Genomic DNA, 25,945 nt, shown 5'->3' with positions numbered 1-25,945 from the left:
CGCCCATGGCGAGCGCGGTGCGCAGTGTTTCCTGCGCCTGCTGCGGGCCGATCGAGACGACGATGATTTCTTCGGCCTTGCCGGCTTCCTTCAGCCGGATTGCTTCTTCCACCGCGATTTCGTCAAAGGGATTCATCGCCATCTTGACGTTGGCCAGCTCCACCGCCGAACCATCAGCCTTCACGCGAACCTTGACGTTCGCATCCACAACCCGCTTCACCGGGACGAGAACTTTCATTCAGTCTCTCCTATTCCGCTCTGGCAGCGCCTACAACACGCTCCAGAAGTTAGCGCATTGGCGATCCATAAGATCCCCGCCGCTTCGTTGTTGATAGTGATATCTGCGGCCGTCACGCTGGCTGTCCGCTGGCTCAGGCAACCGTAACCAACGAAACTATCTGATGTAGCAAACGGAGTAGTTTTCAGAAGCGGTCGGTCCTCAGCGCGTAGGAGCGTGAGGTATTTTTATACTCATGACTTTTCTTCTGAATACGAGTTCGCACGCAAACTGGTGGGGACAGTCGAGCTCACATAGGCAACACTGTCTCGACCACATTTACCCAATAGCCTATCCCATAAGGCAAGGCTTCGTCATTGAAGTCATAGGCGGGGTGATGCAGAAGAGCGGTAGGTCCATTCCCAAGGAAGATAAAACTACCTGGCCGCTTCTCAAGCATATAGGCAAAGTCCTCCGCACCTATACGTGGCTTCATCTTATGATTCACCGATGCAGGCCCGACTAGGTCGCGTGCCGCCTTAGCCGCTAAAGTAGTTTCCTCCGTGCAGTTGACAGTGACCGGAACGGAGCGACGGTATTTGAATTCGATATCCGCGCCGAAGCCGCGCGCAATGCCCTGTGCGGCTGCCGCAATCTCTTGTTCGGCGAAGTCTCGCAGGGCTGGCACGAGAGTTCTGACCGTTCCGGCAATTTCAACTTGATCGGGAATGATGTTGTAAGCCTGTGCGGCCTTCAGCTTGGTGACGGAAATCACCAGAGACTCCATGGGGTCGGTTTTGCGAGAGATTAAGATTTGTAGGCCGACGATAATCTGTGCTGCTATGGTGACGGGATCGATAGTTCTATGTGGGTAAGCCGCATGGCCGCCCCTGCCCTTCACAACAATGTCGAAGTCGTCCTGCGAGCCCATGATAGGACCATCGCAGATGGCGAATTTGCCAATTTCCATGCCTGGCAAGTTATGCATGCCGAAAACCTGGGATATGTCGAAACGGTCCATAATGCCTTCCTGGACCATCCTTTGAGCTCCCGTCGGAAATTCTACTTCTTCTGCCGGCTGAAAGATTAAGGCGACGGATCCCCTGAAGTTGCGCGTACTCGCAAGATGTTTCGCAGCACCCAGCAACATAGCTGTATGACCGTCGTGGCCGCATGCATGCATTATGCCTGGGTTTTTCGAGGACCAGGATTTGCCTGACGCCTCAACGATTGGCAGGGCATCCATGTCCGCTCTCAATCCGATCGTCGGTCCATCTCCCCCTTGCCCCTGAATAAGTGCGACGATGCCGGTCTCAGCTATCCCCGTTTCGATATGATTGATCCCGAACGATGCCAGTTTATCGATCACGAACTTCGCTGTGTTGTGTTCCCGATAGTCGAGCTCTGGATTTTCATGGAGGTAGCGTCGCCACTCCGTTGCTTCGCGCTGCAAATCACGGAAGGACTCAACGCTGTGCATCTGAACGTTTCCCAAATTGCGTTTTTTGTTGGCCGATGTTCAGCTTCCAGGAGGGCTAGGTCAAATTCAGTTTGTGTATTGTGATCATCTGGTTTTCAGATGAACTCAGGGTGGTGAAAAGCCTGGGTAGGACCGCGACCGCGACCTGTCTTACCTGAGCGCAAGGCATCTGTCAGATGCGCGTTTTCGCCTTTGAGTCAGCGACTGGAATGCGTTGCTGTCGCGACGGGAAAATGGCACGTGGTCAGCACAGCAGCGGCAGCAAGCGCGGACTTGGTACGTGACGCGCAGCTTGAACACATCTGGCCGGACGCTTCACATGGGAGAACTGCCGCCTGTCTTCCGGCTCGAACCGTCGGAGTCCAATGCTGCGCCATTCTCCGGCGATTGAGATGGGACAGCAGCCCCGGAGGAGGATCGCCGGGCGCCTATCGCGGCAAGTTGACAAGCGGAGCAGTCGTCATGCGGCTGTTCGCGGTGACCCTCCGATCGAATAACCACCCCGGTATTTCCAGCCACCGGTGGGCCAGAAAGGGTGCAGCGGAACACCGCCAGGTCACCCTTCTTGATCGACCGCATGGAGAAAGACCTGCCGGTCAGCCCAGGGATGCCATGGATAAAGAAGTTCGCGATCAACATCGATCTGCGGGCGTTCCATGGTCGAGTTGTACGACGAGATCCATCCTCATTCAGCGCTCAGAATGCGTTCCCTGAGGGAGTTCATTTAGGCACAAATCTACTTGGAGCGACGACCAACGAACGGCTCCCGGCCGGCCTCACGCCTGCCAACGCGGTCTGCGGCGATCGGAGAAGGCCGCGATTCCGTCAGCGGCGTCGGTCGTTTCCCATACATCGGCCAGCAGAGCGACCGTCTCGCCGATCACTGCGTCGTCGATTTCCGACCCAAGTCGGCGCACAAGCGCCTTGGCGGCGGCGACCGCCCGCGGCGAGGCCGAGAGATAGGGCCGGACCTCAGCCTCGACCGCCGCCTCCAAGTCGATCGGCGGCACGACCCGGGAAACCAGTCCGAGGTCGCGGGCTTCATTTGGCGTCGATTATCCTGCCTGACATGAAGACCCGCCGCGCCCGGCCTTCTCCCATCCGAGCCAGAACATAAGGAGAAATCGTAGCAGGGATGAGTCCTAACCGGACCTCGGTGAAACCGAACCTAGCGGTGTCGACGGCCACCGCAACGTCGCAGACGCTCATCAGGCCGAGACCGCCACCGAATGCCTGGCCGTTGATGCGGCCGATCAGGGGTTTGGGTAATTCGTTGAGCGCGCGAAGAGCCAGCGCCAGCTTCATGGCCTCGGCGATTCGCTCGTCACGCGCGGCGGAGGCCTGCGCCCGCATCCAGGCGAGATCGGCGCCCGCACAGAAGCTGTCGCCTTCGCCCGTCAGCACCACCGCTCGCACATTGTCGTCATTGGCGAGCAGTTCGGCGGCGCCCGCAAGTTCGGCGATCATCTGTCCCGACATAGCGTTGTGCTTGTCCGGGCGGACGAGGGTCAACGTAGCGACGCCGATCTCGTCGGTCATGATGCAGATAGTGTCGAAGATCATGGCCGCTCCTCTCTAAGGCTGCCCGCGAAGCGGGCCACCTCCTCCAATCGCTCCATGTCGAGGCAGGTCTCATAGCCCCGGCCCGCTAGCATTGCCGCGACGGCGAGGGTATCGACATTGCCGTTTGCTCCCACGGCGAAGGGGCAGCCGCCAAGTCCGCCAACCGCAGCGTCAAAGGTGCGTAGGCCCTTCTCCAAGCTTACCAGAATGTTATCGAGGGCGCGGCCCCCAGTGTCATGATAATGTCCAGCAAGTCTCCCGGCCGGCACCGCTTCCAACACAGCATCGAGCATGGCCGCGATGGTTGCGGGCGTTCCTTGGCCCGTGGTGTCGCCCAGCGAAATCTCATAGCAGCCCATATCAAGGAGTTCGGTCACAACCTTCACAGCGGCAGCCGGCTGTATCGGTCCTTCGTAAGAGCAGTCGGTGATGCAGGAGACATAGCCTCGCACCGGAATGCCGTCGGCGGCAGCCGCGGCGAGCACAGGGCGGAAACGCTCGAGGCTTTCGGCAATCGAGCAGTTAATGTTCCTGCGGCTAAAAGTTTCGGAGGCTGACGCGAACACGGCGACTTCGCCAGCCTTCGCCGCCCGCGCGGCCTCGTAGCCCTTCATGTTGGGCACCAGCACCGCATAGACGGCGCCGGGCGCACGACGGATGCCGGCCATAACCTCCGCCGCATCAGCCATCTGCGGCACCCATCTCGGCGACACGAAGGAGGTCGCTTCGATCATTTGGAAGCCGCAGTCGGACAGCAAGTCGACGAGCCGGATCTTCTCGGCGGTCGGCACGAGCCGCTTCTCATTCTGTAGGCCGTCGCGCGGCCCCATCTCGGCGATGCGAACGAATTCAACCATTCGGGTCGGGCCTCCGCCTCGAGAAAGAAGATCAGATCGCCGTAAAATCGGACTGTGTCAGCGCCGCCGTCGTGAATGTCGGTGACAAAAAGGCCGACACGATCTGTGCTTTTGCTAGGCTAGACATCAGGCTTCTCTTATTTTCCGACCAACCTCACATCGACGGGGTAGATCCCGCTTTCGTTCGCGATGATCGGGTTGATGTCGAGTTCTGAGAGATTTTCCATCCTCATGACCGCGAGGGAGACGGACGAGATAAATTCGGCAAGGGACCGCTTGTCGACTGGCCGATAGTTTCTGAAACCATCGAGGATCTTCGCAACACCCGTCTCGTTGATCATGTCCAAAGCTTCCGCCGGAGAAAGCGGCGCCGCGCGAAAGGTCACGTCCTTAACCGCTTCGACCAGCACACCCCCTGAGCCGAACAAGACCACCGGGCCGAAGACTGAATCGTTGACGGCACCCACGAACAACTCCAAGCCGTGATCCACCATCGGCGTGACGATGAAACCGAAGGTCGTCACCGGGGGAGCCTGGGACGCCATGGCCCTCGTGATGTCATCCGCGGCGGCGCTCGCCGCCTCTCGCGTCACGCCGAGGCGAACACCACCGACATCGGACTTGTGCACGATGACGGACGAGTCCACCTTCACCGCACAGGGCTTGCCAAAACTAGAGACTACCGAACTTACGGCCCCGGCATCGCTTGCCGCCGACCATTCGCCAGTGTCCACGCCCAGTTTCTGCAACATCTCGCGGGCTGTCGTCTCTGCCGATAGCCCGCTGGGAACGAAAACGCGGCGCGCGTCCGGTGCCAGCCTATCGGCATTGCTATTCTGTTTAGAAAGCCAATTAGCCCTTTCAAACAGTGCCTTGGACCCGGTCACGGCCCAATCGATAGAGGGGAAAATCTGGATGCCGCCGTTTCGTAAGATGTCGTGATTCTCCGGCTTGCGATTGCCGTAGCAGCTATGAAAAACCATAGGCAGGCCGCTGGCTTTCCGCAAAGCCACGATCCGCTCGGCCGCCGAATTCTCTGCTTTCAACAGAGATTCATCGAACCTTATGTGGTAGGCTCCAAACAACCCGTTTGTCAGAACGAGCCCTACCTGGGGATCTGACGCCAGAATTTCGATGCATTCGGGGAAAACGTCGGGATAGGCGTCAGCGGCGCTTGCAACATCAATCGGATTTTCGACACTGGCCTCGTCGCCGAGGACACTTCTCAGCTTGGTTTTGGTGTCTTCCGAGAGGGATGCTAGCGGCACCCCCGCCCGTGACAACGCATCAACGGCGAGTGTTGCGTGTCCACCACCATCGGTCAGAACCGCAATCCCGGTTTTTGGTTTAGGAAGTGGACTGGTTGCGAGAAGAGCAGCAACCGGCAACAACTCATCCGAACGATCGACTAGGGTTACGCCCATTTGCGCCAACACCTTTACGGCGATTTCGTCGGCGCCGGCAATCGAACCTGTATGGGAAAGCGCCGCCTTCCGACCCTCAATGGATCTCCCGCCGCGCAGCATCACAATCGGGCAGCTCAGCCCCACGCGTGCCGCCGCGTCAAGGAATCCGCGGCCGTCAAGAAAGCCCTCGTTGTAGATGGCGATTGAGCGGGTGCTTTCACGTCGGGAAAGCTCCTCGATCAATTCGCCATATTCGATATCGGTCTGGTTACCGAGTCCCGCGATGACATCGAAGCCGGGGCCATTGATGGAGCGACTGTCTTCGACGACCGAAAGCACCATGTTGCCGCTTTGGGTTAGAACACTGATTGGCCCACTCGGAGGCAGTTCCGGCAGGCCAATGAGGTCAGCCTGCACAGTGCAGTTCAGCATTCCCGATGTATTCGGTCCAATAATCCGGACCCCGCTTTTCTTTAAGGCATCAAGCAATCTCGTTTCCGCGGCAGAACCCTTGTCGCCTCGCTCACGGAACCCGTGCGCCAGAACCACTGCGCCGGCGATCCCTTTTTTACCGCACTGGATGAGGATATCCGGCACTTCCTCCGCCGGCCGAACGATCACCGCGATGTCCACACATTCGGGAAGGGCATCGACGTCGCTGAAAACTGGCAACTCGAGGATTGTCCCTCCTTTAGGATTGACCGGCAGGATCGGATAGCCGTAGCCGGCGTTCTTCAGCGCCTTGATGATCTGATAGCCGCGCTTGTCAGGGTTTGCCGAGGCCCCGATGATCGCTACAGAATGCGGCTCCAGTACTCGGCTCAAGGCTGTCGCTTCATTTTGGCGGCCTGTGGGAGCTGGCAATTCCGGCTCGCCATAGGCGAGTACGCCGTTCAAGGCCGTTGCTTCATTGTGGTGCCCCACGGTCATTTCTATCTTCCTTCGAAACGGGGCGAGCGGCGTTCCGCGAAGGCGGCGACGCCTTCTGCCCAATCGCTGGTTTCCATGATCGCCAGCAGGTCTTCGGCCTCGGCCCGAAAAAGCTTGTCGGGGCTTTGTGGTAAGTTGATCGCCGCCTTAAGACGAGCCATTGACAATGGTGCGTTCTTGACGATCCGCTCCACTAACGCCGCCGTGCGCTCCTTCAACTGATGCGCTGCCGGAGCCTCGGTTGCCAGGCCAATCTCCAGGCATTCTGCGCCGGTTATCCTGTCGCCCAGCAGCAAGAGTTTGGCGGCATTCCTCAACCCGATGAGCCTGGGAAGGCGGAGCGTCACACCTCCCCCCACATAGGTTCCAATGGCAATTTCTGGAAATCCGAGCTGGGCGTCCTCGGATATGATAAGAAAGTCAGCAGAGGTCGCGATTTCCGCCCCGCCGCCTAAAGCATAGCCGTGCACCTCGGCAATGACTGGCGTCTTCATCGTCTGAATTCGTTCGCACACGCGCTGCCCGAGCATAATATACGCCTCGCGCTCATCGCGCGTCCGTTCGCCGGATTTGTGGACCTTCAGATCAGCACCGGCACAGAAAGCGCGGCCGTTTCCGGACAGGATCACGCATCGGATCTCGGGGTCCTTATCTGCATGGTTCAGCGCATCCAACGTCTGTTGATACAGGGCTTCATTGACGGCATTCATCCGTTCGGGTCGGTTGAAGATAATGTGAAACGCTTGGTCTTCTTGCTTCGTCACGACTTCGTTCATGGACAATCTCTCAAGACGCTGATCCTGATACATTCGCCTCAAATCTATTGCGCGTCCAACATGTTTTGAGTATAGATCAATCGCGAATGAGCAATAATGTTACCCTCAGGCATTTACGGGCGTTCGTCGCGGTCGCGGAGCGTGGCGGGTATACGGCTGCGGCTCGCTCACTGAACATCGCGCAATCGGCTTTAAGCCGAACGATCGTGGAGGTTGAGGAGGAACTGGACACACGCCTGTTCGAGCGCACCACAAGAAGGGTGGTTCTTACGGCATCCGGCGAACAGCTGTTGATGAATGCGCGGCGTGTTCTTGAGGAATTCGACAGCGCGATGTCACGGTTCCAGCTATATCACAGCGGATTAAACGGGGTCGTGAGCCTAGCTGCACTTTCATCTGTTGCGTCTATCATGCTTCCGACATTCATTTCCGAATTCCGGAAAGGCAGACCCAACGTCAGAATCTCGGTGAAGGACGGTTTCGCGGATGAGGTTGTTCGCTACGTGCGCGACGGACAAGTTGATTTTGGTATCACATCCTTCCCAAAGGCAAGCGGACAGCTGATCTGTGAGCAGATCGCGGCGGATACTCTGGTGTGCATATGCTCGAAATCGCACAGATTTGTGGGATTGGAGACGGTGTCCTGGAACGACTTAAATGGCGAAGACTTCGTTGCGTTCGATCCATTGAGCAGCGTTCGCACTTGTGTTGATCGCGCTTTGCAAATTGCCGAAATCCAGCTCGGGACCATCACACAGGCTCGGGACGTCGGCACGGTTGCGGGCCTCGTATCCGCCGATCTAGGAATATCCGTCGTGCCTAGCCTTGTCCTGCCTATGATGCAGTTTTGTGAGATTACCCAAAAAAAGCTGGTAAGTCCCGCGGTCGAACGCGAGATCTATCTTGTCCATGATCCACAGACACCGATTCCTCCAGCCGCTGGATTTCTCATCGAAATGCTGCGGCATGCAGCGATGCATGGGTTCCGAACCCCGAACGGAGCAAGATGGGTGAACAAGCCGAAAGCTGAGCTGGCGAAAAAGAAATAGAAACCGAGCGGGCAAGAGCACCTTCTATCGCGCCACAGGACTTCCTGGTCAGGTCCTGTCATACCATATCCAATCGTAAATATTCGCTTTAGCCCTAGCAGCATGATATTTTGCCCGGCGGGGGCGGCACTCCTGCGGCAAGGGAAGCAGATTAATTATGTTGCGTATCGAAGTTCTTTGTCAGACCCCGTCGGTGAGTTCAACAAGGTTTATATCGAGCACACCAAGATTCGCGATGATCCGGTCGAGTGGTCCAATTTCAATTTAGTGTCACGCTCGCCTTTTGCTGGGCACATGTGCGCCGACGCTTCTATGAACTGGCGGCAGCCGGTCGCGCGCCGATCGCCAGTGAAGGCGCTGAGACGGATCGCCGATCTCTGTAAGATCGAGGACGGCATCCGCGGCCGACCGGCCGAGGACGCCGTGCGATGCGTCAGGAAAATAGCCGCGCTATCATCGCCGATCTCGAACCCTGGCTGCGCCAAAAGCTCGGCTTGATCAGCCAGAAAACCAAGCTCGCCGGGAGATCGACAGCAACGTGGTCGAGCGCTCCTTCCGTCTGACGAGCAAGAGGTTCGCCTCTTTTTGATAAGCGACACCATCTTTCACAAGCGTCGCCCGCTCCCGACCAAGGCATTGCGCGTTATACGCGCTTCGAACTGACCGCAAGAGGTTGGCGTCACGATGAGCCCGAAATAATTGTCAAGAAGTTCGAGCACACGCTTCGGGTCGGACCGCAGTTCTTCCAGACCATACATCTTCACCACATATTCGGCTAATAGTTGCAAAGCACTTTGTTTGTTCGCCCCGACCATAACAAACGGGTCTGCGATACGCTGCACTGTTATGTGATCGAACTGCGCAGAAGCGAATAAATCGAGCACTTCGCCAGCTGTAAAATGAGGATATTCGTGAGGCGTCACGGAATGAGTGGACACCACGTCAGCGAACCAGCGGGCAGTGGGTGAGCCTTCTTCGAAGTCATGAAGAACAAGGATGCCACCGGGCCGAAGAATTCGCGCAGATGCCTGAACAGCGGTGGCGCGCAGAGCGCGCGGGATGTGATGCGTTCCGTAAGCCATCAGCACCCCATCCACCGAGCCATCTCTAATGCAGTACGGATCGGCCGCACTTTGCCAGATCGCAAACAGGCCGTCCCGGATGCAGCGGTCCACCATGAACTGGGAGATATCAGAGTTGATGAACGTCGGGCAGCGCACCTCACCCAAGATTCGATGAGCTACCTTGTTCACATATCCGTCACCAGCTAGCAGATCGCAGATAATCAGTGATGGACTAAGTCCTTCGCAACCATTGGGGTGCATCTTCCCAAGAAGATCCATCACACCTTCGGATCGCGCTAGCAGCGACAATTGAATGCTATCGAGGTAATCCGCCCCGCGTCCTTCCGAGGTGAATTCGTTGCGCGAGAGATTGGCCAGATCGTCGTGGCGGGCGGACTGTTCTGCAACAACTCGCGGTTCGATCGCCATGAAGGCCAATGGGTTTAGCTTTTTTAACAGGTCGAAGTGCGAAGCAATCCCTTGAGAACTCATGCAATACTCCTCGTGACTAGCCGCCCATGAGCCGAGCGATCTTTAGGGTGAGAGCGGGCAACGCCTTTGCCTGAACGCTTGCCGAGCAAAGACGCCTGTAAATCAGTACCCCGATAGTCCGTTGGTTAAATCCTGTGTATCGCGCACCAAGAGACCGGTTTTTAGAAGATGACGCATGTACCTCGAGCGAGGCTTACTCTGGACCTTCCGAATTTGAGGACTTCATGTTGTGCGCCTCTCAATCCTAACCTTCAGGCAAGTCGTCCAACCAGCAAGCGCCCTCAAGGTGAGGCCGAGAGAAGATCTTTCCGATCTTCTCGCAAGTATTGTTTTGATGGTAGCGCATGTATAATCGGGCATCTGCTCCAATGTCGAGGATCTCGATCTTTCCCGTGTAGTGGGACATGATGTATTTGAATGTTTTTTGGATACCGCTGAGACGTTGGTTGATGCCGCGCACAATCTCTATTCCGCTGCGCAGCGAAACCTGAAAATGAGATGCGCCTTTCACCGGCCTGGCTTGAAATAGATAATACGGTCGCACACCCATCTGGTGGCACTTGGCGAAAGTAGCAGCCAAGATCTCGGGATCATCGTTGACATTCGCGAGAAGCACAGTCTGGTTAAGAAACTGAACGCCCTGTGCCCGCAGGAGCCGAATTTTAGCCTCCGCGAGGGCGGAGATTTCGCCAATGTGGTCAAAGTGCGTAACGATTACTGCAGCCTTTCCTGCGTTATGAATCCGCGTAAACAACGCCGGCAGATCCGGGTCATCGAAGCGCTTGGGCTGATAGGCCAGTGCCTTAGTGCCTATTCGGATCGAGTCGACATGAGGGATATCCAGCAAATTGCCAAGTAATTTTTGCAGACTTGCCGTATTGAGAACAAACGGGTCACCTCCTGTTACTAGCACATTTGTAATCTCCGGGTGATTCATGATGTATTTTCTAATACTTTCGAAATCAACTGCTGTCTCATCGGAATTTTTGCCGACAATTCGTTTTCTCAGACAATAGCGACAATATGAAACGCAACGGTCTGTCGCTATGATTAGTCCTGTTTGGGCGTATTTATGCTGAAAACCCGGAAATATCGTGTTATCTTGCTCACCACTGGTATCCAAGTTGCCGCCGCTGTTGAATTCAGCGAATGACGGCTGCACAATATACTTCAGCTGTTCGTAATAACCGCTGTTGATGATCTGTTCGTGGTAAAACTTTGTGACATGGCAACGCATGATGCTGTTGCTTTGCAGTTCGCCCTCGCTAACGACACGCGTCCCCTCGATAAAATTGATAACCCTGGTAGGCGTTCGCGGCTCCGAGTTGGTGCGCGGTACTTGAGTAGCCCAAGTCGGAGGTGCCGCGGAGGGTCCTAGCGCGTTCAACTCACCGGGTTCAATCACTTCCGGGACCCGGTCCGCCTCCGAGTCAGGCAACTCGTGAGCCGAGCGGTCCCGGGGAGAGGCTGCTTCCGTTAGATTCGACTGAATCGGGAATCGACGTTCATTAGCCAGCCGTGGTGCTGACCAGAGTCGCTGCCCGGGATCGGCCGCCAATTGGCCTAGCGCCTGCTGCAAATAGGCCACATACCGCTCGGCGGAGCTCCGCCCAAACAGCGATGTCCGGTAAACTAGCCTGCCACAAATAGCCTCGCCGAGCTCAAAGATATTAAGAGCCAGATCGTATTGCGCGACACAATCACCAGCGTCAGAATATACAATTTCGAGCCCTGGCAGTTCCACCGTCTCTCCAACAGTATTTTCTGATTTGACTATGACCTGCACAATTGGGGTTTGAGCACCTTTGCGAATTGGACCAACGACGTCCGTCGCCTGCTCAAAGGGCAGATCCTGGTGATCAAGGGCCCCAAGCACGGCGGCATTCACTCGCCCCAGCACTGTCTCCAGCGTCGGATCGCCCGACAGGTCGATCCGCAGCGGCAAGCAGTGGGAGAAACAACCGATCAGCCCCTTGCTTCCTGACCGGGTGCGGTCTGGGCACGGCGTGCCAATCACCACCTCGTCCTGACCCGACAAACGCGCCAGCGCCATTGCCCAGCCCGCTAGCACCGTAACGAACAGCGTGGTTCCACGACGCTGGCTCAGCACCTTCAGCTTTGCATTTAATGTCTCGTGCAACACGAAGTCGACGTAGCTGCCTGCAAATTCCTGCTTTACTGGACGTGGCACGTCGGTCGGCAGCTCAGGCACCGCTGAGGCGCTATTTAGCATTCGAAGCCAGTATCTAAACTGCCGCTCCAAAGCCTCAGCTGTCAGCCAACGTCGCTGCCAAATCGAGTAGTCCGCATACTGGACTGGCAGTGCCCTCAGCCGCGCTACGCGGCCCTCTTGAGCCGCAGCGTAGAACTCGCTCAGTTCGCGTAGCAGGATCTCACGGGACTGACTGTCCGAGACCATCTCATGCATGGTGATCAGCAGCAAATGATCATCTTCGCGTAAGCGCGCCAGCCGCGCGCGGATCAGCGGCCCGGCTTCCAGATCGAACCCGGCCTGCCCTTCATAGCGCATTAACTCAGTTAGTATCTCCTCTGCCTCCCCCTCCGCTGGGGCCGGTAGATACTCCCGTTTAAGCGGCACAACGTCCACTGGCCTGATCTGTTGGAACGGTTCGCCGTCCTCCACCGCGAAGGTGGTGCGCAGTACCTCATGACGCGCCATCAAGCAGTTCAAGGCCGAATGTAGGGCCACCTCGTCAAGCTGGCCGCGAACGCGAAGCCCCAGTTGGATGTGGCATGCCTCACTGCCGCTCTCCAGATGCGACAGGAACCAGAGCCGTTGCTGGTGGAATGATAGTGGTATCCGCAGCGGACGCGACAAGGCTTCAATTGCCTGAACCGCATTCGTGGGGTCGTTGGGCTCGTTAATTGCGATGGTCCTAGCCAATTTCATATGAAGTCCTACGATTGGAGATTCTGAAACCGCTAAGGTCAAACGGGTCCTTCCACTTGACTCGTCTGCAACCGGCGTGCCACCGAAGGTGCTGTTTCGGCAAGAGGGCAAAAGCCGAGCATTTCGCGCTGCAGCGGTGAATCTTTGCAGCTGGGTGTGTCGGGTTTCAAACTATTCGTTTGCTACGGTGGTACAAAAGGTAACGCTCCGGAGCTCTACCGAATCTCTCTTCCCGTCGAACCAAGGGAAACTGGAGTGCCCGAGGATCGGGGAACAACTTCGTAAATCAGTGCAGACAGCCGCCGCTGATGCCCATTTGGTGCGCGCATGTCCATTTGCGACGTCCGCCTAGTGGGCGCACGATCGCCGCCTCGGTGCATCGGATTTGGAAAGATTTGCCTCCAGATATCAATAGCCGAGTGAAACAGCAGCTTTGAGTGAGCACTCTGCCCCGAAGCCTTTGTGTCGGTAGCTAGTCAAAGTTGTCCGGTTCGGTAAGCGGTTCACGCGGCTCGCGACGCTGTAAATCGCGAAGGTGTTATCCCGCTCCTGCCTGATGACCGCAGCTTTGACGATTGCGGATCGGACCTTTCAGCCTGCGCGAAGGCGATCGTGCGCCAGCCTTTGAGGACGGCTGCCATCGTGATGCCGCATCCTCGCACGGCTTTCTTTCCCGCTTGAGGCAGATACCGGGATTTATGTTTATGCGCAAACTCAATCTCACGATCCCAATCGAGTTGGTTATTGCGGATTGGCGCTGCGATCTTCACGCCTCCAGGCGGGACAAAAGTGGTTATCGAAGCGAAACGAATCTTTGCCTCGCCCCCGTCGCCCTGTGCGCTATGATCCGAAAGTCCCTCTGCTTCGCGCGGGCCACGTACGCGTCCGGTGAAGACCGCAGAGGTGCGTATCCGGTGGCCATGAGAACCTGAGCACCGGAGTGCTGGGGTCAAGCTTTCGATGGGGAGACGCGATGATATTCTTCGAGGAGGAGTTTGAGCTCCTCGGTGCCTTCATCGGTGAAGGCCAAGATCCCGTTGTCATCATTGGCGCCGTACACCCAGATGACGCCGTCCTCGGGCTCCAGACCGAGGGTCAGTTCGTGGATGAGCGCTTCGCTGACGCCGAGGTCCCTGGCGACACGTTCGACGGTGTAGACGTGCAGCTGGTTGGGTCCGCAATTTTGCGGATCTCCAATTCCACGGCAGCAAATCATGGATCCGATGGGCCGGATAGGCGGGCAGTCGGGCGAGGACGTCGGCGAGCCAGGCCTGCGGGTCGATATGGTTCATCTTGGCGCTGACGATCAGGCTGTAGAGAACGGCAGCGCGCTGTCCGCCGCGATCGGAACCGCAGAACAGCCAGGACTTTCTGCCGAGAGCGATGCCGCGCAGGGGCTCGCTCGGCAGCATTGTTGGATAGGCAGATCCGCCCATCCTCGAGGAACCCGGTGAAGGATGACCAGCGGCGCAGCATGTAGTTGAAGGCCTTGGTCAGGTCGTGCCCGCGCGAGAGCTTGTCGCGCGTCTCGATCATCCAGCGCTCGAGCTCGGTGACCAGCGGCGCGCTCCGCTCTTGGCGCACGGCGTGGCGTTGGGCCGGCGACAGGCGCGCGCTCGATATCGAACAAGGCATCGATGCGCTTCGCGGCTTCGACCGCCAGCGGATAGACCAGGTTGGGCTTCTCGCCATGTGCCTTCTTGCGCGCCGCCGCTTCGACATCGGCCAGCTCAACCACTTTGCGCCGGCTGTGGATCCAGCAGCTGGCCTCCAGAACAGGCGCCGGCTGACGACCCGTCGCATAGAGATAGCCGTAACCACCAAAGGCATCGGCCTGCAGAATGCCGCTCCAGCCGGCGAGATGCGGCCGCAGGATGTTCGCCTCGGCGATCGCGGGAATAGTAGAACACTGCCGCCGGCGGATCGGCGCCGCCGAACGGTCGGTCATCGCGCACATAGGTCCATAATCGACCAGTATCGGTCTTGCCCTTGGCCAGGACCGGCACCGTCGTATCGTCGCCGTGCAGACGTGAAGCAGCCAGCACATGGGTAGAACAGCGGCATCAGCGCCGCGGCGCCGGCGCCGACCTGATCGGCGAGCGTCGACAGGCTGAGCGGTACGCCTTCGCGGGCATAGCGTTCAGCTTGACGGTTGAGCGGCTGCGGAACAGCATCCTGGGCGGTGGCAACCATGCCTTGGAGTGAACCATAAAACGCGTCCGCTGACTCGCGGAAAATGGCGCAAACTCAAAGAAAACTCAGCCCGCGCGCTGGGGGGTGGAACGTGTGACGCGGGTTGCGCCAATCGATCCCGTCGAGCATGTAGGCGAGCTGCGCCGGTGATATGGAAACCGTGCCGTCCGCCGGCGACGGCCAGAGAAACCGGCCCTTCTCGAGCCGTTTTGCATACAGCGACATGCCGAGCCCATCATGCCAGATAATCTTGATCAGATTGCCGCTGCGTCCGCGGAAGATATAAATATCGCCGGCATGCGGGTCCCGGCCCAGCGTCTCCTGAACCTGCAGAGCGAGGCCTTGCATCCCGCGACGCATACCGGTCCGGCCGACCGCCAACCAGATCCGCACCTGGCTCGGGACCGGGATCATGAAACGCCCAGCGCCTTCACCATCGCCGCCGCCAGTGTTGGCGGCGTGGTCAGCGGACTCCGCAGCCGCACCTTGCCGCCGACCTCCAGCTCGATCACCGCTGGTGATGCCGCGGGCCGGGAAACGGCGACAGGCTCGTCGGGAGCCACGACAACTTCGGCAAAGTCCGTCTCGCGGGCTCTCACCGTGCGGCGCCACTTATAGATCAGGCTGGTCGCGACATCGTACTGACGCGCCACCGCCGCCACCGTGGCCCCGGGCGCGAATGCCGCGGCCAGTATCCGGCACTGATCCGCTTCACTCCAACGACGCCGCCGCTCCGGCCCGGTCAATAACGTCACATGCTCATGCTGTGCTGCTAACTTCGCTCGTAAGGACGACCCTAAGAGCGCAGCCTCGCTACCGTGCCCTCCTCTCGCAAGGCGGCCTTCGCCGGAGGCGTACGGGCCACCGCGCAGTCGCAAACGATCTGGTGGCTTAAAGCAGTAGGTGGGGTGCGTCCTCAGACAACCTCTTCCGGCCTTAGAACATAGTGTGCCAAGTATGCTTCCGGATCAACTCCCGGCCTTGCATTTGCGCGGAGTCGTTCAGCATATGTTCGCCCATTAGTGCAGGCTAGGCCCGGCAAGAAGTGATCGCGCTGGACCTACCGTTCGCGTTCGGCTACGCAGGCTCCGCCGCCCCCTTCGGCCTCGACCCCGCGATATCTGGCAGGCTCCACGGCCTCAGCCCGTATCGCTTCATGGGTCCGGCTTGCGCATCGTGCTGGACGGCGCGGTATACATACAGCAGACCACCCCCTTTGGAGTTCATTCGTTCCATCAAGCGCGAGGCGCGGGCGGAAAAAGCAATCAATGCAGATATCGACAAATTTCGCCGCGCATGAGGCTCGGCTCACGGCCACACCGCGCAGGAACTCTGTCACAGCGCGCAATTTCGTTGCTGTGGCCCCAATCAGCGCCGTCCAGCAGTGAGGTTCGCCCCGATGACAGCAAGCGCCAGCATTGCTTCATTCGTTGTCATTGCGCGAAGGCTGCGGGCGGATAAATCCGACACCTTTTTTGATGTCGATTTGGGTGCCATATTGCTTTGAGAGCCTCTGGAGCCGGCCCAGAATGGCAGTTGCTTGCGGCTCCGAGGCGAAACGCGGCACGCCCCGATTGGCAAACCTCTTCGAGTGCCCGAGTTCAACCGGGTGGAGCTGCAACTCAGCGAGCTGATTGTTCTCGTAGCGGCTGACGGAGATAACGCTCTCATAGTAGATTTGGTCAGAGAGCCCTCCCACAAGCCCCTCTGCGGTCGGGTATCCTTTTGCCAGCTCGTGGATGCTGACCTCAGCATCCGTGTCAACTTTTGGATCCATGCCGTGAACAGCGAACATGTCCGCACCCGCAGGCGTTCGGAGGTCATCGTAAAAGAAATTCGCCAAGCCATAAAAGATTGGTCGACCCTTGTAGATCTCGATACCTCGCAGTTGATGCCGCCCGTGGCCAATGTACGCGTCCGCTCCAGCATCGATAAGGCTGCGGGCAAGCGACTGTTCGTAGTCAGGCGGTTCGTCGCTCCATTCCTGTTCATGACCATGGTTTGTAGCGATACAGAAGTCAGAGAATTGCTTGCCCCGACGAACATTTCGTAGAATCTCAGCAACATCACGCGAATCGGCTTCAAAGCTATAGCCTGCTTTTTCGCCGGCCTTGAATGTAGTACCGTCAATGACAACGCGGCTTGGATCCCGTCCGGGAGGACAATAATACGGCAAGACTTCTCGTACTTGCCTCAAATTTTCCAGCATCTCCGAAGGAACCACGATGCTTTTCGTCAAACGAAGAGCATTGAGTCCTGGCCTGCCAGGTGCCTCGCCGGCGGGATCGCCCGCACGAGCCATGCAACAGTACGATGCAGCAAATGACACCAATGCCACGCGACCGCGAGCGGTCTCCAAGAAGCGAGCAGCGCCGGCCTGTGCGAGGTTCTCGCCCGCACCTGCATGGATGATCCCGTTCTCATTGAGCACTCGGCTCGTCTCGCGCATGCCTTCGAGGCCCCAGTCGAGGGTATGATTGTTCGCCCGACTCACCAGGTTAAAGCCCATCTCTTTCAAGTCAGGTCCGATCTCCGGCAGGCTAATATGATACGCACCACCGTACTCAGCCTGGGGGCTTCCCTTAAATGACCGGATATCGAAGATGAGGGTTTCCATGTTCCCGAACGTGACATCGGCATCACGAAGGATTTCGACGACATCCGCAAAACCGGAATGGTGGCCTTTCATCAGCGCCCGCGACAGAATAAGGTCGCCAACCGCTACCATCTTGAAGCCATCGGCAACGTTCGTGGCAATTGAACCGACTGTATCATAGCTGCCAACCTGTTGAGTTGAACGACAGCCGCTTTCGTGATTTCTTTCCATAGATTATTCTATTGCCTCCTTTGACCGCATCTCGAGTGTTCGCGTCTGTTCGTGGAAAATTTGTTCGGATAAACTGATCTGTGACTGTCTCACAGAAATAGCGAGGATTTGACCGCCTCAGCCGGTTTCGGAGACGCGGCTCTGGCCGGAGCCCGCACATGACAGGCCACGACGCGCCCGTCTGCCATTGGAACCAAAGGGGGGACTTCGTTGCGGCAGCGCTCGACGGCGAGCGGGCAGCGCGGGTGGAACGCGCACCCGGTGGGCGGATTGATCGGGCTCGGCACCTCGCCCTCAACGGGTGCTTCTAGTCGAACTCGCGTGGGATCCGGGACCGGAGCGGCCGCAATCAGCGCCTCGGTGTAGGGGTGGATCGGCTTGGCGAAGAGCGCCTCGCAGGGCGCAAGCTCCACGATCCTCCCCAAATACATGACCGCAACGCGATGGCCGATATGCTCCACGACACCAAGGTCATGCGAGATGAAGACGAAAGCGATACCCATCTGCTTCTGGAGGTCCAGAAGCAGATTCAAGATCTGCGCCTGCACCGAGACGTCAAGAGCTGACACCGCTTCGTCGGCGATGATGAGCGAGGGATTGAGCGCTAGTGCCCGCGCAATGCCGAGCCGCTGACGCTGGCCGCCCGACAACTCGGAGGGGAGCCTGTTCATCATCTCGGGGGACATTCCGACCTTTTGGAGAAGATCCGCAGCAAGCTTGTTGCGCTGCTTCCGGCTGAGGCGCTCGAAATTCTCGAGGGGCTCGGTGATGATCTGTCCGGCGCTGAGGCGGGGGTTCAACGACGAGTAAGGGTCCTGAAAGACCATCTGCATCCGACGGCGAAACGCGTGGAGCGCTTGCTTTTTGAGGCCAGCAATGTCGTTCCCGTCGATTAGAACGCGTCCGCCCGTAGGTTCCACGAGCCGCATTAAGAGCCGCGCCACAGTGGACTTGCCGCAGCCGGATTCGCCGACGATGCAGAGTGTCTCGCCCGCCTCGACCGAGAAGGATACATCCTCGACCGCCCGCACCACGGGAATGCTCTTCCTAAAGAATCCCGCGCCGAGCGGATAGTGCTTAGTCAGGTTCTCGACTGTCAGCAAAGGACCACTCATGCTCCCATCACCTCTTCGGCGCGCCAGCAAGCGGCGGCGTGGCCTGGCCTGACATCACTCAGAATGGGTGTTTTCTCGCGGCAAATGTCGATCGCAAACGAGCAGCGTGGCGCAAAGCTGCAGCCCACAATGGGGTCGCGAAGGCTTGGCACAATCCCGGGAATTTCCGGAAGGCGACTTTGTCGGCCGCGCCGCCGGTCAGGCACCGATCGCATGAGGCCCTGGGTGTACGGGTGCGCCGGACGCGAGAACAAATCTATCACGTTCGCTTGTTCCACGATCCGCCCAGCATACATTACGATCACCCGCTGGCACGTCTCGGCGACAACGCCCAGATCATGCGTGATGAACATCACTGCCGTTCCTGTGCGCTCTTTCAGGTCGACGATGAGTCGCAGAATCTGTGCCTGGATTGTGACGTCGAGGGCCGTAGTCGGCTCGTCGGCAATCAACAGGTCCGGTGAGCAGGCAAGAGCCATGGCGATCATGGCGCGCTGGCGCATGCCTCCCGACATCTCATGCGGATAGTTGTTGACGCGACGCTCGGGGTCCGCGATGCGGACGAGACGGAGCATCTCTTCGGCCTTTGCCATGCCCACCGAGCGGGAGGCTTTCGTGTGGATCTGCACCGCCTCTGCGATCTGGCGGCCGACCGTATAAACCGGGTTCAGACTGGTCATCGGTTCTTGGAAAATCATGGCGATTTGGTCGCCGCGAATTTTTCGCATCTCACGATCGGACAGGTCGAGGAGGTCGCGTCCGTGGAAGCGGACTTCACCGCCGACAGTCTTCGCGCTCAGCTTCGGCAGCAGGCGAAGAATGGAGAGGGCAGTGACGCTCTTCCCGCATCCCGATTCGCCGACGACCCCAAGCGTTTCGCCTTTCATTACCTGGAAGCTGATGCCGCCCAGGGCGCGGGTGACACTGTCTTCGCCGAAAAAATGCGTTTCGAGGTTTCGGACATCGAGAAGCAAGTCATTCCCTGCGGCTTGATGCATCTGCATGTCAGCGCCTCCGCTTGGCGCGGGGATCGAACATGTCGCGCAGGCCATCCCCCAAAAGGTTGACCGCAAGGACCGTGACGGCGAGGCAGATACCGGGGGCGAAGATTGTCATAGGAGCGATGGCAAGAAACAGGCGAGAATTCGAGATCATGTTGCCCCAACTAGCGATCTCGGGCGGCACGCCGACGCCGAGAAAGCTCAGTCCGGCCTCTGTCAGAATCGCATCTGCGCAGACTATGGCGCTCTGGACCATAAGCGGCGGAATGGTACTCGGCACGATATGCCTCCACAGCACCTTTGGCAGGCGTGCGCCTCCACAGACGGCGGCCTCAACGTAAGGGCGATCGCGAACACTCAGAACCACCGAACGAACGAGCCGGGTGACGCTTGGCATCTGTGGAATCGTGATCGCGACGATGAGAATGCCGATGCCGGGACCCGTCAGAGAGATAAGGGCAATGGCCAGCAGCATAGTCGGGATCGACATTAGGCCATCCATGACCCGCATGACGACATTGTCGAAACCGCGACTGTAACCGGCGATAATACCGATAATAAGCCCGCCCACAGCTGCGGCTGCCGCCGACATCAATCCCACCAGTAGAGAAACTCGGGCACCGAATACGGTGCGTGCGAACACGTCCCGGCCCAGATGATCACTTCCGAACCACATCTTCGCGGAAGGTGGCTGAAGGCGATTGAATGGATCCATGTTCATCGGATCGCCGCCGTACAGCGGGGCAGCGAGTGCTAGGAGGATCAACAACGCCAATAGTCCGCCGCCTATCATCACCGGCGGATGACGCCTTGCTATGCGAGGCAGGTCAGATACTCGAAAGCGGCCGGTAGGAATGTATTCAACTGGCGGGGAGAGCAGTGTCATATCAGTACCGGATCCGGGGATCGATCAGCGTGTAGGCCAGATCGACTGCGAGATTAATAAGGACGTAGAGACCTGACGTCAGGATGAGCACGCTCTGGATGATGGGATAGTCGCGGTTGTTGATCGCATCCACCACCAGGCGGCCGATACCGGGTATGTTGAACACCGTTTCGGTAAGGACCACTCCGCCGATCAGATAGGCAAAGCTTATGCCGATGACGGTCAAGATCGGGACGCCGGCATTCTTCAAGGCATGGTGGAAAAGCATGGCATAGGACGAAGCGCCCTTGGCAGCGGCGGTTCGCATATAGTCCTCCGAGAGGACCTCGAGCATGCTCGCCCGCGTAACCCGGGCGATGAATGCAATGTAGCCAAGACTAAGGGCCACGGTGGGAAGGACCAGGTGCGCGAACCAAGGTCCAAGGCCACCATCGATCGGCGCATATCCCTGGACCGGCAGCCAGTGTGCCCTGATAGCGAAGAAGTATATGAGGAAATAGCCGATGACAAAGACCGGGACGGAATAGCCAAGTGCCGAAAAGGCGGTGAGGGCGCGATCGATGAAACCGCCAGTTCGCCAAGCGGCAAGGATGCCGAAAGAAACCCCGACCGTCACCGAAAACATCATCGTCAGGAGCGACAGGGAAAAAGTCGGCTCAAGCCGCTGCGAAATGAGCTCAAGAACAGGGCGTCCGGCAAAAATCGAGGTGCCGAAATCGCCGTCAAGCATATCCCGCGCCCATCGTATGAACTGGACCGGCATTGGGTCATTCAACCCCAACTTTTCCCGGATGCCGGCGATCATCTCCGCCGTGGCCGACTTGCCGGCAATCATGTCCGCTGGGTCACCCGGCGCCAGCCTGAGAAGCAGGAAGATGAAAATTCCGACCATCACCATGACGGCCATGGCCGAAACTATCCTGCGCAACATATACGTCGCCATCAGCCTGAGGCTTTCTGCATATTCCACCAGGCAACGTATGGCATCTCCACGAGTCCGGTAAGCGATTTGCGGTGAGCACTCGGGGATACAATTTGACCTAATCTGACGTCACCGACAAATTCCCACCAAATTCGTTGCATTTTGCGAGCCAATGCCTGTCGCTCTTCAAGAGTTTCGACATCCGGCCACTTGAGCCGAAGCGCCTCAAATTCGTCGTTCTTAGGCCAGCCGAACCAGGCGGCCTTTTCCCCGCTCGCGCCAAGGAAGACCGCGGTCATTGGATCGCCTTGGGCGTAATCGAAATCATCGGTGATAAAAATGCTCCAGCCACCGCTCTCAACAGGACCCTTGTTGCCCCGGCGCGCCACAATCCCACCCCAGTCACTTGGCGCAAGCTCAGCGTTGACACCAATCTTGCGTAGTTCGGCTGCGAGAAGCTGTGAGGCATTGCTGGCAGCGGCCCAAGACGTGGGGTCGAGAATAACAACCTTCTCACCAGCATATCCCGCCTCCTGGAAGAGCTGCTTGGCCCTTTTCGGGTCGCCGCCCTTCTTGAACCATCCTGTGTTCTCGTCATTGGAATAAGGTGTACTGTTTCCGAATATCGAAGTGACGGGTCGACTATACTTTGGATCAGGGGCAGTAACGCGCAGAAACGCCTCCTGATCAACCAAGTGAAGTATTGCCTGACGCGCTTTCACGTTATCGAATGGCTTCTGAAGGTGATTCATGCGCACGCACATGTCGTTGCCAGTTTTATTCAGGACCTGAAGTTCAAGATTGGGGTCGTTTTCGATCGCAGCATAGAAATCCGCAGGTGCATCGCGAAGGAAATCAAGCTCCCCTGCTTGCAAAGCAGCCAGATTAGTCTGCGCATCGCCGCCGTTTTCCCAAATGACACGATCGACCTTAACGACTTTACCGCCTGCAAACCCGTCAGAAGCCTCGCTGCGCGGCACGTATTTCTCATTGCGATCATAGGTGAAATTCGCACCCGGCCTGGCAAGAGCATGGTTAAACTTGAATGGACCCGATCCGATGTTCGCGGTCACCTGCTCGGTCGCAGGTCGCTCTGCATCCTTTTCGCGCATAATAAACAGGACCGGCGCTGACAGCGTAGCCAGCAGATCGATCAGTACCCCTAGAGGTTCGGTGAGCGTAATTACAAAAGTTTTGTCGTCCTTTTTCGAGATATCCTTGGCACGAGACATGATCAACTGTCCGCCCGGAGCCACTTGGGCCCAGCGGCGGATCGAGGCCACACAATCGGCTGCGGTGACCGCAGTGCCATCGTGCCAACTCAAACCATCCCGGAGTTCGAAACTATAAGTCTTCTTATCGTCGGAAACGCCCCACTTCCCGACCATTTGCGGTTGTGGCATAAGCTTGCTGTCGGGGGCGAATAGCGTATCATAAACGCCCAAGCTGTGGAAAACGGTGGGGTCGGTTGTCGTGAACACCGGATCAAAGATTTGGAGCTCAACCATTACCATCCGAACCGTCCGAGCGTCCGTTGGCAATGTTTGCCCACGCAAGATCGAGGGGAATGACAAAGCCGTTCCAGCCGCCATACTTAGCTTCATGAGGTCGCGTCGAGAGATTGTCATATTCTAGTTCCCCTTTTTCTTAACGGCGGCTCAAGGCACGCCTAATGGTTAAGTTACTATGGAGCGACTTGCGGCGACTTCGTGATTTTCAACTTATACATTGATTAGCAGACTCGCCATCTGAGCAGGTCGATCTGGAGAGATCCGCCATTCGTAATCCATGAGCCATTATCTGGCTCTCCTTGCTATGAACCACTGCGGGTGTACAGCGATCTCCCTGTTCAACGCGATTGCTGACCAAACTAAGCCAAATCTGATCATCAAACCTCGTGGCGTTGTGCAGCCGGTAGTTGATAGCCGACTCAGATGGGATGGCGATGGTTTGGGCAACATCATGCTACGGGCCGCTGAGTGCTTCATAGCTCAGACACCACTTAGTTCCCTTAGTATTTCCTGGCCGTTAAACCGCCATGGTTTCGATTATTCTTTATCGTGGAGGGCTTGTCGTCAAATTCAGTTTGTGTATCGTGGCCATCTAGCGCCGAGATGGTGGATGAAAGTGCCTGCGTTCGTAGAGCGCTCTCGGCTTGGTCAGGACAACCCATACAATGCGCGCGCCATCTTGGCGGCGGGTGCGACAACGGCCTTGTTCGGGTGCATCTGGCTCTGCAAGCCGTCGAGCCAGCGTCCAAGGCGATCCCGGGCTCGATCCAGGTCGAAAGCAGGAGCGCGCGCCATGAGCGAGGACCTTGCGGACGTAGCGGTTCCCGCGCTTGGTGATGCCACAGAGCTTCTGCTCGCCTCCGGTCGAGTGTTCACGGGGGACAAGGCTCAACCATGCGCGCCCACGCTCATCTCGAAATCAGATTAGCTCAATTCACAAACTGAATTTGACATGGAGCCCCTTGAAGCGATGAATCGATGAGAGTGTCTGGGCGCCTGAAAATCCGGCCAGAGGCTCGTTCGGCTTTAACGCCATTCCGAACGGGTGGAGAACCTCGGACGAAGGCAACAGTTACCAGAATGGCTTGAACCATGAAGATTGACGAAAAATCTGTTGCCGGCAAAGAGCTGATCGTCGAGGAACAGACCCAGCTCTTGGTAGTTGGCGCGGGTCCTGCTGGTCTCGCAGCCGCTATCGACGCGGCTCGCCGAGGACTCTCGGTCGTGCTCATTGACGAAAACCCGGTTCCCTTCATAACCATGGGCAACGAGGTGCCGCTTCACTACGGACAGGGCATGTCTCCTGTAGCGCGCAACCGCAATGCTATGCTTGAGAGCTTCGTCGCTTCCGAGCCACTTATCCAGACAGCGTTCGAAGCTGGGGTTGACGTCCGGCTCGGCACCGCCTGTTGGGGTCTTTATGCGAACGGTCCCGGTGTCCACTGGCTCCCCGGCACGATCGCCGGTCTGGCCGACGAGACACGTGGCTGGCTGATAGGCGCAGAATACGTAATTGTCGCAGCCGGCCGACGCGATATCGGGCTCGGCTTCCCTGGGTGGGAGAAGCCGGGCGTAATGGGTGCCACGGCGGCGGTTTCGCTGGCAACGCGGTTCAGGGCCCTAAACCCTCGGAGAGTGTTGATCCTCGGCACGTCGGCTGAGGCGCTGGCGGCTGCCGCAGCACTCGAGAAGGCCGGCGTGGAAATAGCGGGGATCGTGGAACAGGCGGCCGAGGCTGTCGGTCCCGTACACATGGTAGACGAATTACGCGCTGGCGGCTGCGAATTCCTGACCCGTCATGTTGTGCGTGAGGTACTGGGGCGGGACTCAGTTGAAGAAGTGCTCATTTCCGCCTTGGATGAAGCCGGTCGGGCTGTTGGCAAAGAACGCCGAATCGCTTGCGACGGCGTTGTGCTGGCGGTCGGAGCCACGCCGGTTATTGATCTTCTCGCAGCGCTCGGGTGCAGGGTCGCCTTTCAGCCAGAGCGGGGCGGCTATGCGCCGGCGGTGGATGCAGGTCAGCGTACCAGTGTGCGCAATATTTTCGTGATCGGCGACAGCGCCGGCATCTGGCCTACAAAATCGTGCGATCCCAGCATCGCGGAACGCGAAGCCTTACTGGCAGTCGCCACCATCCTTGATGATCTGGGCCTTGCCGGAGACCATGCGCACGATGGAGCGCCGCGACCCGACCGGCCGGCCTACGATCTGGCAGCCTACCGTCTGGCCTGGGTACATGCCAGCGTCATCGCTGCGCGTGACGAATTCCACGTCTGTCAATGCGAGGAGATTACCGCCCGCGAGATCCTCGAGCTACGCCCCCCGCGTTATCTTGGCTGGCAAACCGAGCGCCGCAACGATCGCTCACTCTCAACCCTCCTTGGCGACGCGCCCCCAAACCCGGACCAGGTCAAGCGGCTCACTCGCGCAGGCATGGGACCGTGCCAAGGTCGGCGCTGCCGCGAGCAGATAGCTGCTTTGCTGGCCATGCAGTCCGGCGCGTCGCTAGCGGCAATTCCCCTTGCGGGCTACCGCGCGCCAGTACGACCGCTGCCGCTAGAAATTGCCAGCCAAATCCCGGAATCGCCAGATCAGGCCCGTCATTGGGCACTCTGGTTTGGAATACCATCGCAATGGAAAGCCCAATGGGAGGTTCCCGAGTTTTATACAGTTGCCACCGATCATGTTACCACCGCGGCTGCGCTTGATGAGCGAGGCGGCCATGACTGAGAACATGGGTGCATC

17 protein-coding genes and 5 pseudogenes are annotated in these 25,945 nt (G+C 58.1%); 3 read left to right on the top strand and 19 right to left on the bottom strand.

What is annotated here, in order from left to right:
• From EN964_RS02330 to EN964_RS02305, 6 genes and pseudogenes are all read right to left on the bottom strand, one after another.
• Positions 1-238, bottom strand: a pseudogene (locus tag EN964_RS02330) (electron transfer flavoprotein subunit beta/FixA family protein); the annotation flags it as partial.
• 289 nt (positions 239-527) lie between these two features.
• Positions 528-1,697: a M20 aminoacylase family protein gene (locus EN964_RS02325; RefSeq protein ID WP_127270769.1), complete on the bottom strand. Its 1,170-nt coding sequence runs from the start codon at positions 1,695-1,697 to the stop codon at positions 528-530.
• A 776-nt stretch (positions 1,698-2,473) separates the two neighbouring features.
• Positions 2,474-3,260 (bottom strand): annotated as a pseudogene (locus tag EN964_RS02320) (crotonase/enoyl-CoA hydratase family protein).
• Positions 3,257-4,117, bottom strand: a complete 861-nt coding sequence (locus EN964_RS02315) for a hydroxymethylglutaryl-CoA lyase (protein WP_127266839.1) — start codon at positions 4,115-4,117, stop codon at positions 3,257-3,259. Before EN964_RS02315 ends, EN964_RS02320 begins: the two are co-directional and overlap by 4 nt.
• 137 nt (positions 4,118-4,254) lie before the next feature.
• Positions 4,255-6,453, bottom strand: coding sequence for an acetate--CoA ligase family protein (locus EN964_RS02310; protein ID WP_127266838.1), 2,199 nt, complete (start codon positions 6,451-6,453; stop codon positions 4,255-4,257).
• A gap of 2 nt (positions 6,454-6,455) precedes the next feature.
• Positions 6,456-7,229 (bottom strand): enoyl-CoA hydratase/isomerase family protein, encoded by a 774-nt coding sequence (locus EN964_RS02305; protein ID WP_127266837.1) that lies wholly within the window; start codon positions 7,227-7,229, stop codon positions 6,456-6,458.
• Between the two features lie 86 nt (positions 7,230-7,315).
• Between EN964_RS02305 and EN964_RS02300 the strand changes: the two genes are divergently transcribed.
• Both EN964_RS02300 and EN964_RS02295 read left to right on the top strand, forming a co-directional pair.
• Positions 7,316-8,278: a LysR family transcriptional regulator gene (locus EN964_RS02300; protein ID WP_127266836.1), complete on the top strand. Its 963-nt coding sequence runs from the start codon at positions 7,316-7,318 to the stop codon at positions 8,276-8,278.
• Between the two features lie 266 nt (positions 8,279-8,544).
• Positions 8,545-8,799 (top strand): annotated as a pseudogene (locus tag EN964_RS02295) (transposase); the annotation flags it as partial.
• A gap of 84 nt (positions 8,800-8,883) precedes the next feature.
• Here the strand turns inward: EN964_RS02295 and EN964_RS02290 are convergent.
• The 13 genes and pseudogenes from EN964_RS02290 to EN964_RS38365 all read right to left on the bottom strand — a co-directional run.
• Complete coding sequence (locus EN964_RS02290; protein WP_127266835.1) at positions 8,884-9,834, bottom strand: class I SAM-dependent methyltransferase; 951 nt, start codon at positions 9,832-9,834, stop codon at positions 8,884-8,886.
• 244 nt (positions 9,835-10,078) lie between these two features.
• Complete coding sequence (locus EN964_RS02285) at positions 10,079-12,745, bottom strand: condensation domain-containing protein (protein WP_127266834.1); 2,667 nt, start codon at positions 12,743-12,745, stop codon at positions 10,079-10,081.
• Between the two features lie 949 nt (positions 12,746-13,694).
• On the bottom strand, positions 13,695-13,961 hold the full coding sequence (locus tag EN964_RS02280; protein ID WP_127266833.1) for a hypothetical protein: 267 nt from the start codon (positions 13,959-13,961) through the stop codon (positions 13,695-13,697).
• A pseudogene (locus tag EN964_RS02275) lies at positions 13,909-14,908 on the bottom strand (IS66 family transposase); the annotation flags it as partial. The gene EN964_RS02280 and the pseudogene EN964_RS02275, both read right to left, overlap by 53 nt.
• An 84-nt stretch (positions 14,909-14,992) precedes the next feature.
• A complete protein-coding gene (gene tnpB, locus EN964_RS02270) occupies positions 14,993-15,352 on the bottom strand; it encodes an IS66 family insertion sequence element accessory protein TnpB (RefSeq protein WP_127266832.1) in 360 nt (119 codons plus the stop codon).
• The gene (locus tag EN964_RS02265) at positions 15,349-15,693 is read right to left on the bottom strand and encodes a transposase (protein ID WP_236383542.1); all 345 of its coding nucleotides are present in this window, start codon (positions 15,691-15,693) and stop codon (positions 15,349-15,351) included. The genes tnpB and EN964_RS02265 overlap by 4 nt, the downstream gene beginning before the upstream one ends.
• A 668-nt stretch (positions 15,694-16,361) precedes the next feature.
• Entirely contained in the window at positions 16,362-17,765 is a 1,404-nt protein-coding gene (locus tag EN964_RS02260; RefSeq protein ID WP_127266831.1) for a CapA family protein, read from the bottom strand.
• 89 nt (positions 17,766-17,854) lie between these two features.
• A complete protein-coding gene (locus tag EN964_RS02255; RefSeq protein WP_127266830.1) occupies positions 17,855-18,880 on the bottom strand; it encodes an ABC transporter ATP-binding protein in 1,026 nt (341 codons plus the stop codon).
• A complete protein-coding gene (locus tag EN964_RS02250; RefSeq protein WP_127270363.1) occupies positions 18,877-19,884 on the bottom strand; it encodes an ABC transporter ATP-binding protein in 1,008 nt (335 codons plus the stop codon). Before EN964_RS02250 ends, EN964_RS02255 begins: the two co-directional genes overlap by 4 nt.
• 1 nt (position 19,885) lies before the next feature.
• A complete protein-coding gene (locus tag EN964_RS02245; protein ID WP_127268399.1) occupies positions 19,886-20,767 on the bottom strand; it encodes an ABC transporter permease in 882 nt (293 codons plus the stop codon).
• A 1-nt stretch (position 20,768) separates the two neighbouring features.
• The gene (locus EN964_RS02240) at positions 20,769-21,710 is read right to left on the bottom strand and encodes an ABC transporter permease (RefSeq protein WP_127268398.1); all 942 of its coding nucleotides are present in this window, start codon (positions 21,708-21,710) and stop codon (positions 20,769-20,771) included.
• Entirely contained in the window at positions 21,710-23,317 is a 1,608-nt protein-coding gene (locus EN964_RS02235) for an ABC transporter substrate-binding protein (protein ID WP_127268397.1), read from the bottom strand. Before EN964_RS02235 ends, EN964_RS02240 begins: the two co-directional genes overlap by 1 nt.
• 660 nt (positions 23,318-23,977) lie before the next feature.
• A pseudogene (locus EN964_RS38365) lies at positions 23,978-24,098 on the bottom strand (transposase); the annotation flags it as partial.
• Between the two features lie 194 nt (positions 24,099-24,292).
• Between EN964_RS38365 and EN964_RS02225 the strand changes: the two are divergent.
• A complete protein-coding gene (locus EN964_RS02225; RefSeq protein WP_127268396.1) occupies positions 24,293-25,930 on the top strand; it encodes an NAD(P)/FAD-dependent oxidoreductase in 1,638 nt (545 codons plus the stop codon).
• Positions 25,931-25,945 lie beyond the last annotated feature (15 nt).

The sequence above is a fragment of the Mesorhizobium sp. M7A.F.Ca.CA.001.10.2.1 genome (assembly GCF_003998575.1).
Taxonomy (GTDB): domain Bacteria; phylum Pseudomonadota; class Alphaproteobacteria; order Rhizobiales; family Rhizobiaceae; genus Mesorhizobium.
The sequence above is the reverse complement of the archived record's forward strand: the minus strand, read 5'-3'. Positions and strand labels throughout refer to the sequence as shown.